Annotated in this window: 17 protein-coding genes and 1 pseudogene; 3 read left to right on the forward strand and 15 right to left on the reverse strand. The window is 65.0% G+C overall.

Annotated elements, in window-relative coordinates; genetic code table 11:
- Positions 1 to 6: 6 nt before the first annotated feature.
- The gene (locus XH83_RS37225; RefSeq protein WP_128955157.1) at positions 7 to 1,044 is read right to left on the reverse strand and encodes a class 1 fructose-bisphosphatase; all 1,038 of its coding nucleotides are present in this window, start codon (positions 1,042 to 1,044) and stop codon (positions 7 to 9) included.
- Between the two features lie 180 nt (positions 1,045 to 1,224).
- Between XH83_RS37225 and XH83_RS37230 the strand changes: the two genes are divergently transcribed.
- A complete protein-coding gene (locus XH83_RS37230) occupies positions 1,225 to 2,142 on the forward strand; it encodes a LysR family transcriptional regulator (RefSeq protein ID WP_232995648.1) in 918 nt (305 codons plus the stop codon).
- 221 nt (positions 2,143 to 2,363) lie between these two features.
- On the opposite strand, the gene XH83_RS37235 is transcribed toward XH83_RS37230, so the two are convergent.
- The 12 genes from XH83_RS37235 to nac form a co-directional block, all read right to left on the reverse strand.
- Positions 2,364 to 3,137 carry an ABC transporter substrate-binding protein gene (locus XH83_RS37235; RefSeq protein ID WP_232995647.1) on the reverse strand — a complete coding sequence of 258 codons (774 nt, stop codon included), beginning with the start codon at positions 3,135 to 3,137 and terminating at the stop codon, positions 2,364 to 2,366.
- Positions 3,138 to 3,263: 126 nt separating this feature from the next.
- A complete protein-coding gene (locus XH83_RS37240; RefSeq protein WP_128930135.1) occupies positions 3,264 to 3,998 on the reverse strand; it encodes an amino acid ABC transporter ATP-binding protein in 735 nt (244 codons plus the stop codon).
- A 38-nt stretch (positions 3,999 to 4,036) separates the two neighbouring features.
- Positions 4,037 to 4,789 carry an amino acid ABC transporter permease gene (locus XH83_RS37245; RefSeq protein ID WP_128930134.1) on the reverse strand — a complete coding sequence of 251 codons (753 nt, stop codon included), beginning with the start codon at positions 4,787 to 4,789 and terminating at the stop codon, positions 4,037 to 4,039.
- A 1-nt stretch (position 4,790) separates the two neighbouring features.
- Positions 4,791 to 5,492 carry an amino acid ABC transporter permease gene (locus tag XH83_RS37250; RefSeq protein ID WP_128930133.1) on the reverse strand — a complete coding sequence of 234 codons (702 nt, stop codon included), beginning with the start codon at positions 5,490 to 5,492 and terminating at the stop codon, positions 4,791 to 4,793.
- Between the two features lie 13 nt (positions 5,493 to 5,505).
- Positions 5,506 to 6,273, reverse strand: coding sequence for an SDR family oxidoreductase (locus XH83_RS37255; RefSeq protein ID WP_128930132.1), 768 nt, complete (start codon positions 6,271 to 6,273; stop codon positions 5,506 to 5,508).
- Between the two features lie 83 nt (positions 6,274 to 6,356).
- Positions 6,357 to 7,148 (reverse strand): LamB/YcsF family protein, encoded by a 792-nt coding sequence (locus tag XH83_RS37260; protein WP_128930131.1) that lies wholly within the window; start codon positions 7,146 to 7,148, stop codon positions 6,357 to 6,359.
- Positions 7,145 to 7,570: a biotin/lipoyl-containing protein gene (locus tag XH83_RS37265; protein WP_128930130.1), complete on the reverse strand. Its 426-nt coding sequence runs from the start codon at positions 7,568 to 7,570 to the stop codon at positions 7,145 to 7,147. Before XH83_RS37265 ends, XH83_RS37260 begins: the two co-directional genes overlap by 4 nt.
- Positions 7,567 to 8,553, reverse strand: coding sequence for a biotin-dependent carboxyltransferase family protein (locus tag XH83_RS37270; protein ID WP_128930129.1), 987 nt, complete (start codon positions 8,551 to 8,553; stop codon positions 7,567 to 7,569). The genes XH83_RS37265 and XH83_RS37270 overlap by 4 nt, the downstream gene beginning before the upstream one ends.
- Positions 8,550 to 9,209 carry a 5-oxoprolinase subunit PxpB gene (gene pxpB / locus XH83_RS37275; RefSeq protein ID WP_128930128.1) on the reverse strand — a complete coding sequence of 220 codons (660 nt, stop codon included), beginning with the start codon at positions 9,207 to 9,209 and terminating at the stop codon, positions 8,550 to 8,552. Before pxpB ends, XH83_RS37270 begins: the two co-directional genes overlap by 4 nt.
- The gene (gene accC / locus XH83_RS37280) at positions 9,206 to 10,558 is read right to left on the reverse strand and encodes an acetyl-CoA carboxylase biotin carboxylase subunit (RefSeq protein WP_128930127.1); all 1,353 of its coding nucleotides are present in this window, start codon (positions 10,556 to 10,558) and stop codon (positions 9,206 to 9,208) included. Before accC ends, pxpB begins: the two co-directional genes overlap by 4 nt.
- Before the next feature lie 4 nt (positions 10,559 to 10,562).
- On the reverse strand, positions 10,563 to 11,003 hold the full coding sequence (locus tag XH83_RS37285) for an acetyl-CoA carboxylase biotin carboxyl carrier protein subunit (RefSeq protein WP_128930126.1): 441 nt from the start codon (positions 11,001 to 11,003) through the stop codon (positions 10,563 to 10,565).
- Positions 11,004 to 11,116: 113 nt separating this feature from the next.
- Positions 11,117 to 12,055, reverse strand: coding sequence for a nitrogen assimilation transcriptional regulator NAC (gene nac, locus XH83_RS37290; RefSeq protein WP_128930125.1), 939 nt, complete (start codon positions 12,053 to 12,055; stop codon positions 11,117 to 11,119).
- 172 nt (positions 12,056 to 12,227) lie between these two features.
- Here nac and XH83_RS37295 point away from each other — a divergent pair, with 172 nt between their 5' ends.
- The gene (locus XH83_RS37295; protein WP_128955156.1) at positions 12,228 to 13,436 is read left to right on the forward strand and encodes an aspartate transaminase; all 1,209 of its coding nucleotides are present in this window, start codon (positions 12,228 to 12,230) and stop codon (positions 13,434 to 13,436) included.
- A 26-nt stretch (positions 13,437 to 13,462) separates the two neighbouring features.
- Positions 13,463 to 14,128, forward strand: a complete 666-nt coding sequence (locus tag XH83_RS37300) for an RraA family protein (protein ID WP_128930123.1) — start codon at positions 13,463 to 13,465, stop codon at positions 14,126 to 14,128.
- Between the two features lie 261 nt (positions 14,129 to 14,389).
- On the opposite strand, the gene XH83_RS37305 is transcribed toward XH83_RS37300, so the two are convergent.
- Positions 14,390 to 15,601: an ABC transporter substrate-binding protein gene (locus XH83_RS37305; RefSeq protein ID WP_128930122.1), complete on the reverse strand. Its 1,212-nt coding sequence runs from the start codon at positions 15,599 to 15,601 to the stop codon at positions 14,390 to 14,392.
- A 50-nt stretch (positions 15,602 to 15,651) separates the two neighbouring features.
- A pseudogene (locus tag XH83_RS37310) lies at positions 15,652 to 15,976 on the reverse strand (2Fe-2S iron-sulfur cluster-binding protein).
- Positions 15,977 to 15,987 lie beyond the last annotated feature (11 nt).

A 15,987-nucleotide genomic window follows, 5' to 3' on the forward strand; every position in this document is an offset into this window, starting at 1 on the left:
CCTCGCTCAGAGCCGGAAGAATCCGCGCCGCGCGAACAGCGGCGCAGAGACGCTGGCGACCAGCACTGGATCGCAATGAAGCTCCTCGACGCGCCGCACCTCGTTGCTCGAGCCCATGATCAGGGGCACGCGCTGATGCAGGCTCTGCGCGGAGAGGTCGAGGATGCGCTCGCGTCCCGTGGAGGCGGAGCCGCCGGCCTGCTCGATGATCATGGCCATCGGATGCGCCTCGTAAGTCAGGCGCAGGCGGCCCTCGCCGTAGCCGGGGCGCGCGTCCGAAGGGTAGAGGAAGACGCCGCCGCGGGTGAGGATTCGGTAGGCCTCGGCAACCAGCGAGCCGACCCACCGCATGTTGAAATCATGGTTGGCGGGGCCTTCGACGCCTGCGAGGCATTCGTCGATGAAGGCGCGCACCGGCGGATCCCAGTGCCGACGGTTCGAGGCGTTGATCGCGAACTCCTCGCAGGCCTCGGAGATCTGCACGCCGCTGCGGGCGAGACGGAAGCAGCCGGCCTTGTGATCGAGCGTGAAGATGTCGACGCCTTCGCCGAGCGTCAACACCAGCGAGGTCTGCGGCCCGTAGGTGACGAAGCCCGCCGCAAGCTGCACTGATCCGCGCTGGTGAAAGGCGAGCGAGAGGTCGTCGGGTGCCGGCAGGATCGAGAAGATCGTCCCCACCGTCATGTTGATGTCGATGTTGGAGGATCCGTCGAGCGGATCGATCGCGATGCAGACGCGGCCCTCGCGGTCGCCGATCTGGGGTTCGCGCATCTCCTCCGACGCCAGCGCCGCGATCGGCAGCTTGCTGAGGCAGCGGCGCAGGATCGCATCGGCCTGGACATCGAGGTCGCGCTGGATGTCGCCGTCGCTGTTGCGCTCCGTGGTCAGGCCAGAGGCGTCAGCGAGATCACCTGACGCGATGAGGTCGGCGATTTCGATGGCCGCCGCCGCGATGGCATCGACTGCGGCCGCCACGGCCAGCGCATGCGGCGCGGTCTCGGAATACCGTTGAAGGTGATCGTCCAGCCTGAGTTGCCCAGTCATCTGCGTCCATCCCCTTGGCCGGCGCCGCAGCCATGCCCTCCCCTCTGAAGGTCGGTCGCGGTCAGTCCCAGCACCAGGAGATTGACAGGGACAGATTAATAAGGAAAATTTCTATTCGTAATGAGCACCAAAGAATTTTCTTATAATTGACCCGGACAGGCGGCTGCACAGCTCCGGCATCTGACGATCAGGCAGCTGCGCTCGCTCGCGGCGCTGTCGGCCAAGGGCAGCGTGACGGCGGCCTCCGGCCATCTTGGGCTGACCCAGCCGGCCGTGACCCAGCAGCTGCGGCAACTTCAGGACCTCGCCGGCCTGCCCTTGGTGCAGCGGACCGGCGACGGCATGCAGCTGACCGCGGCGGGCAAGGAAGTGTTGGCGCTGGCCGAGCGGGTCGAGGCCGCGATCGCGGACTGCCAGGGCGCGCTCGACCTGCTCGCCGGACGGAGCGGCGGCGCGGTGCATCTCGGTGCGGTCTCGACCGCTAAATATTTCGTGCCGCATGCGATCGCGGCGTTCTCCAAGCGCTACCCCAAGATCGAGATCAAGCTGACGATTGGCAATCGCGATGAGATCCGCGCAGCCATGCACGGTTATGATCTCGACTTCGCGGTGATGGGCCGGCCACCCGCCGACGTCCACGTCGACGTGCGCCAGCTCGGCCGCAATCCGCACATCATCGTCGCCCGCAGGGGACATTGGCTGGAAAAGGACCGAGGACTCAGTCTGACCGACCTTGTGCACGAGACCTTTCTCACTCGCGAGCCGGGCTCGGGCACGCGAACACTAATGGAGGGCATGTTCCAGAAATCGGATCTCGAGCCAATCATCGGCATGGAGATGAGCAGCAACGAGACCATCAAGCAGGCTGTTATCGCCGGGCTCGGCATCGCCTTCATCTCGGCGCACACCGTCGCGCACGAGCTCGGCGAGGGCCGCCTCGTCGTGCTCGACGTCGCGGGCCTACCAATCGTGCGGCAATGGTACGTGATCCGCCGCAGTGACAAGGTCCTGCTGCCGCCGGCGCAGGCTATGTTCGATTTTCTTGGCTCTGAAGGGTCGAATTATTTGCCGTACCTACCTGAACTCGGCGGGCGCTAAAGCAAGATCCGGAAAAGTGTGAAGCGGTTTTCCCAAAACTCATGCTCAAACAAAGAGCTAAAGCGCCATGACGATTCAACCCATCGCGCTTTTTTCTCGACTTCTTCCAATGTTTTATTGCACGTCGACCAGGCATTGACCCACCGCGTCCAGGAGCCGACGCCGTTTCAACCACCAAGTCTGTCCGGGCCGGTTCTTGGAGGTGTGCCCCGGTGCACCGGTTACGGCAACGGCGTGAACTTAAGTTGGCCGAGCGGCACGACTTTGTCGGTGCGGGTCATCTTGAACTCGGTGTTCGGGCCGAGCCACTTGTCCCAGAGCTGGTTGATCTCACCTGCCTGGTCGAGTGCGAGCAGTGTCTCGTTGATCTTGGCGAGCAGCGCCGGCTCGTCCTTCTTCATGCCGATGCCGATCGGTTGCAAGACCATGGGCTCATCGATCATCTTCAGCGGTTGGCCAGCGGACTTCGATTCGTTGACGAGCTTGGTGATGGTCATGGTATTGGCCACCATTCCGACCGCCTTGTTCTGCTGGACGGCCATGAAAGCCGAGCCGGTGTCGACGAAAGTGAGGGGATCCGACTCATTCAGCTTGATCGCGAGCTCGGAGGTCGAGCCCTTGGTCGAAGCCAGACGTTTACCTTTGAAGTCGGCCTTCTTGGTTCCTGGATCCGAAGCCTTCACCGCCAACATCTCCTTGGCGAGATAATAGGGGTCGGAGAACTGGATCTGCTCGGCGCGGCCCAGCGTATAGGCGAGATTGGCGACTGTGATGTCGACGCGGCCGAGCTTGACCTCGGGCACCCGCGCCTCGACCGAGAGCGGGCTGATCTTCGCCTCGACGCCCCAGCGCTTGGCAATGGCTCTGCAGAGGTCGACATCAAAGCCAACCATCTCCCGCGTTTTCGGATCGGGCGCGGCAAACGGGGGTACGTCGGCGAAGGTGCCGCAGCGCAGCTCTTTGCGCTGCATGATATCGGCCAGCTGATCAGCCATGGCCACGCTGGCAAAGCAACTCAGGCCCGTGGCAACGATGGCGGCGCGGAGCACGCATTTTCCAGTCTTAGTCCCGATCCCGATCGACATTTCGAACTCCCTGTTTTGCAATGATGGCAGGCGTTGTCATCGTGCCCGCAGATCCGACAAAAAGCGCTGCGCACGCGGATGCTGCGGCGAGCCGAAGAACGCGCTCGGCGACGCCGATTCCAGCAGGCGCCCGGCATCCATGAACCAGACACGATCAGCGACATCGCGTGCGAAATTCATCTCATGGGTGACGCACATCATGGTCATGCCATCGCGAGCAAGTCCCCGCATCACCGCCAGAACTTCGCCGACCATCTCCGGGTCGAGCGCGCTGGTCGGCTCATCGAACAGCATCGCCGGCGGCTCCATGGCCAGCGCTCGCGCGATCGCGACACGCTGCTGCTGGCCGCCGGACAGCTGCGCCGGATAGTTCTGCGCCTTGCTGGAAAGGCCTACCCGGTCGAGCAACTGAAGCGCGATCTCCCTTGCCTTGCTCCGTTTGATGCCGTTCACCTTCACAGGCGACAGCATCACATTGTCCAGCACGCTGAGGTGTGGAAACAGATTGAAACTCTGGAAAACGAAGCCGATACGGCTGCGCAGGTGGTTCATTGCCAAGCTGCTAATCTTCGCATGAACATTCTGTCCGTCGAAGCGCAGCACTCCGGATTGGATCTCCTCAAGCCGGTTGACGGTGCGGATGAGCGTCGACTTGCCAGAGCCCGAGGGGCCACATACCACGACCACCTCGCCCTTTTTCACCTCCGCGTTGATGTCGACGAGGGCGGGCAGCGAACCGTAGAACTTGTTGATGCCAATGAATTCAATCATCGGAGTTGCCGTACTGTTCGAGGCCTGGTTTGACATGATCATGTCCTCGATGCGGCTGCCAAAGCCGGCGCTGCAGCACCATCCATCGACCTGGCGCGCCGAACGGCAATCCGACGTTCGAGCGTGCTGGCCAGCTTAGTGAGAGTCCAGCAGACGACGAAATAGATGATGGCGAGTATGAAGTAGACTTCGAACGGCTTGGTCAGAAGCCGGTTGTTGATCTGTCCCGCCGCGAAGGTCAGCTCTGGCACGTTGATGATGTAGCCCAACGTCGTCTCTTTGATGGTGGAGACGAACTGGCTGATGATGCTCGGGATCATGTTGAACAGCGCCTGCGGCAGGATCACGTAGCGCATCGCGCCGAGGTGGCTGTGGCCGAGCGCCCGCGCCGCGTCCATCTGCCCTCGCGGCAATGCCGTGATTCCGGCTCGCACGATCTCACTGAGAAAGGCCCCCTCGTAGATGACCAAGGTGGCGAGCATGGTCACGAAGCCGGGAACGCTCTCGCCGATCAGGAGCGGCAGCAGGAAATAGACCCAGAGGATGATCAGCAGCAGCGGAACGCCGCGCACGACATAGACCAGCGCCGTCGCCGGCCAGCGCAGCACGGGCCAAGGCGATAGACGCGCGAGCGCCATCGCCACGCTGAGCGGGAATGCCAGCGCAATTCCAAGAATCGACAGGATCAGGGTCGCGGCGATCCCGCCGAGCGGGCCGTTCGGAAACTGGCCGACCAGCAGCAGCAGCCAGTTGTCGCTGACGATGCCTATCATGTTGAACAGGAGCGTCATGTCAGAGCGCTCCCGCCATGCGGCTGCGCCGCTCGAAATAATAGCCAAGCCACATCAGGAGCAGCGAGCACACGAGGTAGAAGACGGTCGCGATCAGGTAGGTCTCGAAAGCGCGGAAGCTCTGGTTTTCGACCTCCTTCACCGCATGCGTGAGCTCGGTGACGCCGATCGCCATGGCAAGACTGCTGTTCTTGAACAGCGACACCGTGTGGTTCACCAGCGCCGGCATCGCATTTCGGACCGCCTGCGGCAGCAGGATGTAAGTCATCGCGCCGAGATAGCTGTGACCCAGCGCGCGAGCGGCCTCCCACTGGCCCTTGGGCACGGCGCGCAAGCCCGACCGATGGTCTTCGCTGAAATATGCGGCCTGACACAGTCCGAGCGCGATCACCGCGAAGATTGCCTCGCCGTTCTGATCGGACAGCCAGACCTGGAGCCGCTCGGGCAGCAGGCTGGAGACACCGAAATACCAGAGCATCAGCTGCACCAGTGTCGGCACGTTGCGGTGATAGGCAACGTAGGCCTCGACCAGGGCGTCGGCGATCCGGCCCGGCAGCATTCGAATTGCAAGGAGGGTGATACCGAGGCTCATGGCGAGCAGCCAGGAGCCTGCGAAGATGATGAAGGTCATCTTCACCCCGTGGACGAGCATGCGGCTGAACTCGGGGTTCAGCAGGATCGCCATGAGGTCGAAGCCCTTCATCGCACCCTCCGCTCTAGGTGACGGCTGGAGGGCTGGCGGGGTGCTCGGGACGGACCGTCGACAGTCCGCCCGGCACCTGCAGGGTCGGTGTGATCTCGATATGGCCGATGTTTACCGCCACTGGCGCGGCAATGGCGAAAGCGATCGTGTCGGCGATGTCCTCCGGTTTGGGCAGCTCGAATCCGTCGATGAAGGCAGCGCGGGTCGCGGCGGAGTCGCCGTGGACGTGAGCGAAGATATCGGTCTCGACCCGCCCCGGGCAGATCTCGGTGATGCGAACACGCTTGCCGAAGGCATCGATCCGGAGCTGACGGGACAGCATGCTGACCGCCGCCTTGGTGGCGTGGTAGGTCGAGTTGCCGCCGAAATTATAGGCGCCGGCGATTGAAGTGATGTTCACGACGTGACCGCGGTCGCGCGCCACCATGCCGGGCACGACGAGGCGGCACAGATGCAGGACGGCCCCCAGATTCACGCCGAGCAGTAGCTCGATATCCTCGGCATCCGCCTGCAGGAATTTCTTGGGCCGGTCGACGCCGGCGCAGTTGACGAGAACGTCGAATTCGACGCTGCCGGCGAGCTTGGTAAGCGCAGGCAGATCGCGAACGTCGACGGCATGGGGAATGCAGCCGGTGCGATCTGCCAGCGCCTTCAGTGGATCGGCGCTACGCGCCAACGCGTGCACCTGCAGTCCCTCGCGCGCCAGGCGCTCGACGACGGCGAGGCCGATGCCTGACGAGGCGCCGGTGACGAGAGCCGTCCTGTAGTCGGAAAATGGCATCTGAGTCCTCGCTGTTCTCCAGAGGCTACCGACGGAGCAGTTCCGCCGCCAAGATGGAATCACTTTGGCGGGATAAGGGGCGCTTATGATGGGCCACGCCCGGGGCCGCCGGCGATCAGGTGCGACACCGGCGCGATCTCGCCACCGGCGGTCTCGATCGCCGCACGGATCGTCCGGGCGAACTCGACCGCGCCCGGGGTGTCGCCATGCAGCAGGATCGATGTGGCCTGCATCGGCAGCGCCCGGCCGGTCGCGGTGATGACGACGCCGTCGCAGAGCAGGCGCTGCACCCGTTCGAGCACGAGCGCCGGGTCGTGAATGACCGCGCCGGCCGTGCCCCGTGGCACGAGCAGTCCGTCATCGTCGTAGGCGCGATCCGCGAGGAAAGTGGTGGCGACGCGCAGGCCGCAGGCCGCCGCCGCCCCCTCGATGGCGCGGCTGGTCGACGATACGATGAGGAGCTCTCGATCGAAGGCGGCGACAGCGCGGACCAGCGGTTCGGCGAGTTTGGCGTTGGCGGCCACCATGTTGCCCAAGGCGCCGTGGAAACTCATGTGGGTCATGCGGTAACCGGCTGCGCGGACGATCCCTGCAAGCGCGCCGAGCTGATAGGTGACCATCGCCGCGAGCTCGGTAGGATCGATGTGCATCGCCCGGCGGCCGAAGCCCTGGCGATCCGGGAAGCCGACATGGGCGCCGACATCGACACCCCGCGCCTTTGCCGATTCCACGGTGCGCTGCATGATCAGCGGGTCGCCCGCGTGAAAGCCGCAGGCGATGTTGGCCGACGAGACGAGGCCGAGCAGAGCGTCGTCGTCGCCCATGGACCAGGGACCGTAGCCCTCGCCCAGATCCGCATTGAGATCGATCTTCATTCGGCGTCACTCCCGTGCGGCTGCAATCCGATCAGCGGCGCGCCGTATCCCACCGTCGCGCCATGCTCGGCGAACGTCTCGACCACCATGCCGTCCTCCGGGGCCGGGACCGGAAGCAAGAGCGGTCCGATCTGGAGAAAGGCGAGCGGCGTGCCGGCCGCAACTTCGTCGCCGACGGCGACCGATGGTTGCGAGCGCAATGGATGGCGGTCGAGGTAGAGACCCGGCACCGGTGCCCGAATGATCTGCGTGGGGGAAGAAGACAGCGCCGCCGTCGCAGCCTCGATCATTTCGACTTCGACTCGGGCGCCGTCATGCCGCAGGCGCAGCACCCCGGCTGGGCCTTTCAGCTCGAGCAGGCCGATGTCGGTCGCCGCGAGGAAGGCGCAGAGCTGGTCGACATGGTCGAGCGGGTTGGTCATCGCACCGCTCCCTGGTTGCAGTAGAGCTCGACCAATCGGCGGGCGTTGCTCAGCCAGCGCCGGGTCGCCGCCGACGCGTCCAGCGCCTCGTCCCAGCTGCACAGCACGAAACGAATCCGGCTGCCGATGGGAGCCTGGCCGAGGCGCCAGAGGTCGGCGTCGATGACGGTGCCGATCTTGGGATAGCCGCCCGATGGCTGCGCATCGCGCATCTGGATGATCGGCTGGCCGCCGTGGGGGACCTGGATCACGCCTGGGACAATGCCGTGGGAGCGCAGCTCCATGGGTCGCTGCGGCCTGAGTTCGGGGCCGGCGAGACGATAGCCGTAGCGGTCGCTCTGTGACGTAATCTTCCAAGGCTCGGACCATAGCGCCTCGTGGGAAGACGGCGTGAAGCTATCGTATTCGGCAGCCGGCAGCACCCGCACGGCGGTCAACCCGTCCACCTCCAATGGCAAGGCGAGGCCGGGCGGCGTGATGCCGAAGCCTGTCTTGGCGCGACCGGGGGGCTCGGCAATTGGCAACCGATCGCCGTCGCGCAGCGGACGGCCCTCTAACCCGCCGAAGGCGCCGCGCAGCTGGGTACTGCGTGAGCCGAGCACCGAGGGAACATCGATCCCGCCCGCGATGCACAGGTAGACGCGGCTGGCGCGCCAGGTCGCAGTTGAGGGAACGGCGAGCGAGAGGACCTGGCCGGCATCGGCGCGGTGCGCCCACCATGGTAGCACTGGCGCCTCGTCGAGCCGCGGCGCGCAATCCGCGCCGGTCACGGCGAACACCGTCGAATGGGTGAAGCGGACGCGGAACGGGAACAGCGGTATCTCGAGGGCTGCCGCATTCTCCTCGTTGCGCAGCAGGATGTTTCCAGCGGCGAGCGCCAACGGGTCCATCGCACCCGATGTCCCGACGCCGAGGTTGAGCGCGCCGGTGCGGCCGAGATCTTGCACCGTGGCGAGCGCGCCGGCCGACAGCACCTCGATCATCGCAGCACCCGGATGGTTTTGAAGCGGATGCAGTCACCGGGCTGCAGCAGCGCTGGCGGCGTGCGCTCGACATCGAAGAATGCGACCTCGGTGCTGCCGATCGTATTCCAGCCGCTCGGCCCATCGGAGGCAGAGACGCCGGTCTGACTGCCGCCGATGGAGACGGCGCCGCGTGGGATGCGCAGCACCGGCACCTTGCGCCGCGGCGTCGCGATGCGCTGGTCCATGCCACCGAGATAGCAGTACCCGGGATGGCTGCCGAGGGCGTAGACGGTGTAAGTCGGTGCGCTGTGGATCGCGACGATATCGTCGACGCTCAATCCGGTGTGGGCCACGACATCGGCCATGTGCGGGCCGCCGTCGCCGCCATAGACCACCGGCAGATCAAGGCAGCGCCCGGCGACAGGAAGCGGCTCGAGGGCGTGCCACAGCTCGATCAGTCTGTGCTCGATTTGTCCCCGGTGCCGCGGCGGCTCGGCGAAAGCGATCATGAGGTTGTTCATGCCCGGCACGGCCTCCCGAACGCCGGGCAGACGGCCCGCCTCCAGCGCCAGGGCCCAGATGCGGCACTGCGTCGTCAGCGAGGTCTCGCCCGGAGCTTCGAACAGCAGCGCGGTCGTTCCCAGCAGGCTGAGTTGTGGCAGGTCCGTCGTCATGCCTTGCCGCTCCCGCACAACTGCTGCTCGAGATGGTGAATGCTGACGCCGCCCCTGATGAACGCGGCATCCCTGACGAGCCGCCGGTGCAGCGGCAGGTTGGTCGCGATTCCTTCCACGCGCATTTCGTCGAGGGCGATGCGCAGCCGGTCCAGGGCCTCGGCGCGATTCGCGCCGTGCACGACGAGCTTGCCGATCAGCGAGTCGTAATATGGCGGCACGCGATATCCGCTGCTGGCATGGCTATCGATGCGCACGCCGGGGCCGCCGGGGAGCTCCCAGGCGGTGATCACACCGGGGGACGGCACGAACGTGTCGGGATCTTCGGCGTTGATCCGGCATTCGAAGGCATGACCGCGGCAGACGATGTCGGCTTGCGCGAACGGCAGCGCCTCGCCCTGAGCCACACGAATCTGCGCCTCGACGATATCGATCCCAGCGGTCATCTCGGTGACGGGGTGTTCGACCTGCAGGCGCGTATTCATCTCGATGAAGTAGAACGCGTCATCCTCGACGAGGAACTCGAACGTGCCGACGCCGCGGTATTCGAGCTGCCGGCAGGCCTCCGCGCAGCGCTCGCCGATCTGCGCCAGCACGTCCTGGTCCAGTCCCGGTGCCGGCGCCTCCTCCAGCACCTTCTGGTGCCGTCGCTGCAGCGAGCAATCGCGGCTGCCGAGCCAGACGGCATTGCCATGGGTATCGGCAATCACCTGGATCTCGACATGTCGCGGCCGGCGCAGGAATTTCTCGATGTAGATCGCGCTGTTGGCGAAGCCGCGCCGCGCCTCTTCCCGCGTCACGGCGATCGCATCGATGAGGCCAGCCTCGCTCTCCACCATGCGCATGCCGCGTCCACCGCCGCCGCCCGCCGCTTTCAGGATCACGGGGTAGCCGATCTGCCGCGCGGTTGCGCGCGCGAGATCGAGGTCGTCGCCGAGCGCCGCATCCGGACCGGGTACGCAGGGAACGCCGGCGGCGCGCATCGCCCGCTTGGCCGCGACCTTGTCGCCCATGACGCGCATCACCGCGGCCGTCGGGCCGATGAAGGTCAGGCCGGCAGCTTCGACCTGCTCGGCGAAGCCAGGGTTCTCGGACAGGAACCCGTAGCCCGGATGGATCGCCTCCGCTCCGCTGACCTCGGCGGCGAACAGCAACGCCGTCTGGTTGAGATAGCTCTGCGCTGCCGCGGCCGGCCCGATGCAGATGGCCTCGTCGGCATGATGCACGTAGGGCGCATCGCGATCGGCCTCCGAATGGACGACGATGGTGCGCAGCCCGAGCCGCCGGCAACCACGCTGGATGCGCAGCGCGATCTCGCCCCGGTTGGCTATGAGGACCGAGCCGAACATGTGCCTACCTGATCCGCATCAGTTCTTGCCCGGCCTCGACCTCCTGCCCGGTGGAGACGAGAATTGCGATCACGGCGCCGTCCCGATCGGCACGGACCTCGTGAAACATCTTCATGGCTTCGATGACGCACAATGTCGTGCCGGCGGTGATCGCCTGGGCCACCGTGACGAAGGGCGGCGCGTCAGGATCGGGCTGCAGATAGGCAACGCCAAACAGCGGCGCGACGACGCCATCCGCCGCGGCGTTGACCGGTGCCGGTTGCGCAGGCTCGGGACGGCTCGGGGGGCGCGCCGTGGCGGCGACCACTGGCACCGCCGGCCGCGATTCGGTCGGCTGCGGTCGGCGCACCAGCCGCAATGACATGCCGCCCTGGCTGAACTCCATCTCGGCCAGATCGGAAGCCGCCATGGCGTCAATCAGTGACTTGATACGATCGAGATCCATGCTCCGGCCGTTCGTCGAGGTCGGCGCCCGCGGCGTCGCTACCTACCGACGAACGCTACCGCTGGCGGTCTTCCCCGACCAAGACGGTTTGGCTTTGCCCATATAAGAGAGCGCTATGACGCTTTCTGCGCCCGCTCCTCGGCGACGACGAGATTGCCAGGCAGCCCAGCAACGAGCTCGAGCAGGATTTCCTTGATGGCCTGGGCCGGCTCCGATAGCGGCAAATGATCGGACTGGCACAATGCCAACGGCGCCTCGATGATCGGATCGACGATGCGGGACTGCCAGCCGCCGCAGGAGCCCGCCACCTGTCGGGCCATCGATTCCGGCAGGATCGTCGCGCCGAGCCCGTCGGCGATCACCGCCGTCAATGTGCTCGCCGATTCGATTTCCGCGACGACCTTCGGCGCCTGACCGATCGCCGCAAAGGCTTCGTTCACCATCTTGCGCACGACGTTGTAGGGACGGGCGAGATAGAGATCCATGTCGGCCAGCGCTGGCACGCTGATCTCGCCCGGCGGGGCCATCATGCTGGCGGGGCCGACCACGTAGAGCTGTTCGCGCAGCAGCGGCACGAACGAGAGGCCATGAACGGCCGTCTTGCCGCCGTAGAGCACGGCGAGATCCATCCGGCCGTTCATGACGAGCTCCGAGAGCGTCGTTCCGTAGGTCTCGTTGAGGTAGAGCAGGATGCCAGGGTGGCGGGCGCGCACGGTCCGCAGCAGCGGCAGCGCGAGTCCGGCCGCGGCCGTTCCAGGCGCAAGTCCGACGGCGACCGCACCGGAGATGCTCTTGGCCGCCGCGCTCATATCGGCGCGCGCCTGCTCGCATTGACGCAAGATGAGCTGCGCGTGGCGATACAGCACCTTGCCCGCTTCCGTGGGCACGACGCCGCTTTTGGTGCGCACCAGGAGCTGCTGGCGGACCTCGCCCTCCAAGGTCGCGAGCTGCTGGCTGAGCGCCGGCTGCGCGACATGGAGCACATCGGCGGCCTGCGTCAGGCTGCCGACGTCGACGATCTTCACGAAATACTGAAGACGCCTCAGATTCACCTTGTCCCTCGGATCGATCGGCGCAGCGGCCTTCCCGGCTGCGCGGCATTCAACGGGGCGCCGAGGAGGAATCCAACCATAAGATATGCCTATCAGGCCAGATTGAACTCGTGTTGGTCAGCGCCGGCGGCTGTCTTTAGCGTCGCACCTCTCCAGACCGGGGTCAATTGCCATGAACCGTTCTCGTATTTCCGCGCGCGTCAGACGCATCAAGCCTTCGCCCAGCACGGCGGCTGCGGATCGGGCGAGCGCGCTCAAGCGCGAGGGCAAGAGCATCGTCAGCCTTGTGGTCGGCGAGCCGGATTTCGACACGCCCGCGCATATTCGCACTGCCGCCGTCTGGGCGATGGAGAAGGGAGAGACGCGGTACACGGTGCTTGCCGGCACGCTGGAGCTGCGCCAGGCGATCGTCGCCAAGCTGAAGCGCGAAAACGGCCTCGTCTACGATCCCGCGGAGATCGTCGTCACCAACGGCGCCAAGAGCGCCATTTACAGCGCGCTCGAAGCGACCCTCGAGGCCGGCGACGAGGTGATCATCCCAGCGCCCTATTGGGTGTCCTATCCGGACATGGTGCTCGCCTGCGAAGGAATACCTAAGATCGTGGCCTGTCCGGAAAGCCAGAGCTTCAAGATCTCGCCGGCCCAGCTGGAGGCGGCGATCTCGGAGAAGACGCGCTGGCTGTTGATCAACTCGCCATCGAACCCGACCGGCGCAAGCTATTCCGCAGCGGAATATCGCGGGATTGCCGAGGTTCTCGCCCGCCATCCGCATGTGCTGGTCATGACCGACGACATCTACGAACACATCCGTTTCGACGGCGAGAGTACGCCGCATCTGCTCAACGCAGCACCCGAGCTGCGTGAGCGCGTCCTCGCCATCAACGGCGTATCCAAGACCTATGCGATGACCGGCTGGCGCATCGGCTGGATCGCCGGCCCCGCGGACCTCGTCGGCGCGCTGAATACGCTGCTGTCGCAGGCCTCGGGCAATGCCTGCTCGATCAGCCAGGCGGCGGCGGTCGCGGCGCTCACCGGCGACCAGAGCTTCGTTGGCGAGACCGTTGCGACTTATCGGGCGCGTCGCGATCGCACGCTCGCGCGTATCAACGCGATCCCCGGGCTGAGTTGCCGGCCGCCCGACGGAGCGTTTTATCTCTACGTCAATTGTGCAGGCCTGATCGGCCGGACAACGCCGGCCGGGACTCGCCTCGAGAGCGACAGTGACGTCGTGATGTACTTGTTGGAGGCGGCCGGCGTGGCCGTCGTCCAGGGCACCGCCTACGGTCTGTCGCCATTCTTCCGTGCCTCGATCGCGACATCGCAAGCGGCGCTCGACGAAGGCACGGATCGCATCGCCCGTGCAGTTGCCGAGCTGCACTAACCTGAAATTGATCGAAAGCATCCTCCATGACCAATCCCGGAATCGTCAGAAACCCCTCCGCTCCCCAGGTCGACCCGTCCACCGTCGCCAAGCTGCGGAGCATCGCGGTGGCGCTGCTGAGCGATCAACTGCACCGCAACTGCGGCAGCATCGGTCTTCGCGCCTACCATTCGCCCGCCCCCATGGCCGGCACGGCGGTGACCGTGAAGACGCGTGGCGGGGACAACCTCGCCATTCTGCGCGCCTATGATTTCTGCCGGCCCGGAGACGTCATGGTGGTCGATGCCGGCGGAGACACTACCAACGCTCTGGTCGGTGGCATCATGACCTTCGCCGCCGCTTCGCTGGGTCTCGCCGGCATGGTGCTCGATGGCGCCATTCGGGACGCGGCCGAAATCGGCGCACGAGCTTTTCCCGTTTATGCCCGCGGCGTGAACCACCGCGGCCCCTACAAGGACGGTCCAGGGGAGATCAACGTGCCGATCACGGTCGGCGGTATGGTGGTCAATCCGGGAGACGTGATCGTCGGGGACCAAGATGGACTTCTCGCCTTCCCGCCCGGTCTTGCCGCAAGCGTGATCGAGAAGGCGATGGCTCAACATCAGAAGGAGGAGGCGACGATGCAGGCCATTCGCGAGGGCCGCTGGGACCGTTCCTTTGTCGACGCGCTGGAAGCGCGCTGCGCCAATTGAGCGCGTTTCTGCCTCTGTTAAAGCTTGCTGCGGCGTCTTCACGCCAGAACAACCGCAGAGCCAGGTGAACTCTTGAGATAAGGACACCGGGCGGAGTCACGGATATGCGCTCTTGAGATCATGGCTCGCGGCGCAGCCCGGACAGCGAAATCGCAACCCCGGCCGCTACCAACCAGCCAGTTCGCAGGTACTTCCTGCAGGCTGGAAACGCCGCACCAAAACGTGAAGCGTGCCAATGTCCTGGTTACTCGGCAGCGCTCCCTACTTCACCAACGCACAGCCGCCCTCCACCATTGGCCGGAACGCCTGGTCTGCCGGGATCGTCGAAACAAGCTTGTAATAATCGTACGGATATTTCGTCTCCTCCGGCTTCTTGACCTCGAACAGGTACATCGGATGCACGACGCGGCCATCCTGACGGATCGCGGTATCGCCGAAAAGCCTATCGTGGCCTTTGAACGTCTTCATCTGCGGCACGACGTCCTTGGCGTTGTCGCTGCCAGTAGCGGCGACCGCGTTGAGGTAGGCGAGCGTGGAGGCGTAGACGCCGGCTTGATTGCCGCTCGGCATTTTGCCGTTCATGCCGGGGCGTGCCGCAAAGCGTTTGGCGAAGGCACGGGTGTCGTCGTTCATGTCCCAGTAAAAAGCCTCCATGAGTTGCAGTCCTTGAGCGACCTTCAATCCCATTCCGTGGACGTCGTTGATGAAGAGGAGGAAGGCAACGAGCTTCTGTCCGCTCTGCTGGATACCGAACTCAGCCGCCTGCTTCACCGCGTTGATGGTGTCGCCGCCTGCATTGGCAAGCCCGATCACCTGGGCTTTCGAGCCCTGCGCCTGAAGCAGGAAGGAGGCGAAGTCAGAAGTGCCGAGTGGATGCTTGGAGGAGCCGATCACCTTGCCGCCATGCGCCTCGATATATTTCTGCGCTTCCGCCTCGATGCCTTTACCGAGCGCGTAATCGACGGTGAGGAAGTACCACTCCTTGCCGCCGTGCGACATCATTGCCGCCGCCGTGGTGTTGCCGGTCGCCCAGGTGTCGTTGACCCATTGGATGGTGTTGGGCGAGCAGGCCTTGCCGGTTAGGTCGGCGCTCGCGGTGGAGGACGCCAGGAACGTCATCCGGCTGTCGCGTAGCACATTGTTGATGGAAAGGCCCACCGCCGAGTTCGGCACGTCGACGATGGCATCGACACCTTCAACATCGAGCCATTTTCGCGCAATGGCCGAGCCGACGTCCGCCTTGTTCTGATGATCGGCGTAGACGATTTCAACCTTGACGTCCTTGCCGCCGCCGGCGAAATCTTCCGCCGCCATGCGTGCGGCTTCGACCGAGCCCATGCCGTTGGTGTCTTGGAATATGCCGGAGATGTCGTTGAGCACGCCGATACGCACGACGCCATCCGAAATCTCCGCGTTCGCGGCGCCGACCCAAAAGCTTGCGGCAAGCGCAATGGTCCACCCCAGGTGCTTCATTCTTTGTCCTCCCTCACTCCCGCGAGTCGGTCGTTGCCGAAAACTGGAACCTAGACCTGCCGCTCCGGCAGACGCAGCACGAGACCGTCGAGCTCAGACGTGATCCTGATCTGGCAGGACAGCCGGCTCGTCGGCCGCCGCTCCGCGGCGGTGCCATCGAGCAGCGCGTCCTCGTCGTCGCGGACGGCCGGCAATCGCGCCAGCCAGGGCGTCGTCGACATAGACATGGCAGGTCGCGCACATGGCGTTGCCGCCGCACTCGGCGAGGATGCCGTCGAGGCCGTAGCGGGTTGCCGCCTGCATCGCACTCTCCCCGTCGCTGGCGTCGAGGTGATCGCTATTGCCGTTGGAATGAACGAAAGTAATGGCTGGCATCAAAGGTCCTC

It is taken from the genome of Bradyrhizobium sp. CCBAU 53351 (assembly GCF_015291745.1).
GTDB lineage: Bacteria > Pseudomonadota > Alphaproteobacteria > Rhizobiales > Xanthobacteraceae > Bradyrhizobium.

What these genes read in the sequence shown, in the direction of transcription:
- XH83_RS37300 (WP_128930123.1), top strand. Translation starts at nt 13,463, where the DNA reads ATGACCAATCCCGGAATCGTCAGAAACCCCTCCGCTCCCCAGGTCGAC.
- XH83_RS37265 (WP_128930130.1), bottom strand. Translation starts at nt 7,570, where the DNA reads ATGACCAACCCGCTCGACCATGTCGACCAGCTCTGCGCCTTCCTCGCG.
- XH83_RS37285 (WP_128930126.1), bottom strand. Translation starts at nt 11,003, where the DNA reads ATGGATCTCGATCGTATCAAGTCACTGATTGACGCCATGGCGGCTTCC.
- XH83_RS37255 (WP_128930132.1), bottom strand. Translation starts at nt 6,273, where the DNA reads ATGCCATTTTCCGACTACAGGACGGCTCTCGTCACCGGCGCCTCGTCA.
- XH83_RS37250 (WP_128930133.1), bottom strand. Translation starts at nt 5,492, where the DNA reads ATGAAGGGCTTCGACCTCATGGCGATCCTGCTGAACCCCGAGTTCAGC.
- pxpB (WP_128930128.1), bottom strand. Translation starts at nt 9,209, where the DNA reads ATGACGACGGACCTGCCACAACTCAGCCTGCTGGGAACGACCGCGCTG.
- accC (WP_128930127.1), bottom strand. Translation starts at nt 10,558, where the DNA reads ATGTTCGGCTCGGTCCTCATAGCCAACCGGGGCGAGATCGCGCTGCGC.
- XH83_RS37245 (WP_128930134.1), bottom strand. Translation starts at nt 4,789, where the DNA reads ATGACGCTCCTGTTCAACATGATAGGCATCGTCAGCGACAACTGGCTG.
- XH83_RS37305 (WP_128930122.1), bottom strand. Translation starts at nt 15,601, where the DNA reads ATGAAGCACCTGGGGTGGACCATTGCGCTTGCCGCAAGCTTTTGGGTC.
- XH83_RS37260 (WP_128930131.1), bottom strand. Translation starts at nt 7,148, where the DNA reads ATGAAGATCGATCTCAATGCGGATCTGGGCGAGGGCTACGGTCCCTGG.
- XH83_RS37235 (WP_232995647.1), bottom strand. Translation starts at nt 3,137, where the DNA reads ATGGCTGATCAGCTGGCCGATATCATGCAGCGCAAAGAGCTGCGCTGC.
- XH83_RS37270 (WP_128930129.1), bottom strand. Translation starts at nt 8,553, where the DNA reads ATGATCGAGGTGCTGTCGGCCGGCGCGCTCGCCACGGTGCAAGATCTC.
- XH83_RS37225 (WP_128955157.1), bottom strand. Translation starts at nt 1,044, where the DNA reads ATGACTGGGCAACTCAGGCTGGACGATCACCTTCAACGGTATTCCGAG.
- XH83_RS37295 (WP_128955156.1), top strand. Translation starts at nt 12,228, where the DNA reads ATGAACCGTTCTCGTATTTCCGCGCGCGTCAGACGCATCAAGCCTTCG.
- XH83_RS37240 (WP_128930135.1), bottom strand. Translation starts at nt 3,998, where the DNA reads ATGATTGAATTCATTGGCATCAACAAGTTCTACGGTTCGCTGCCCGCC.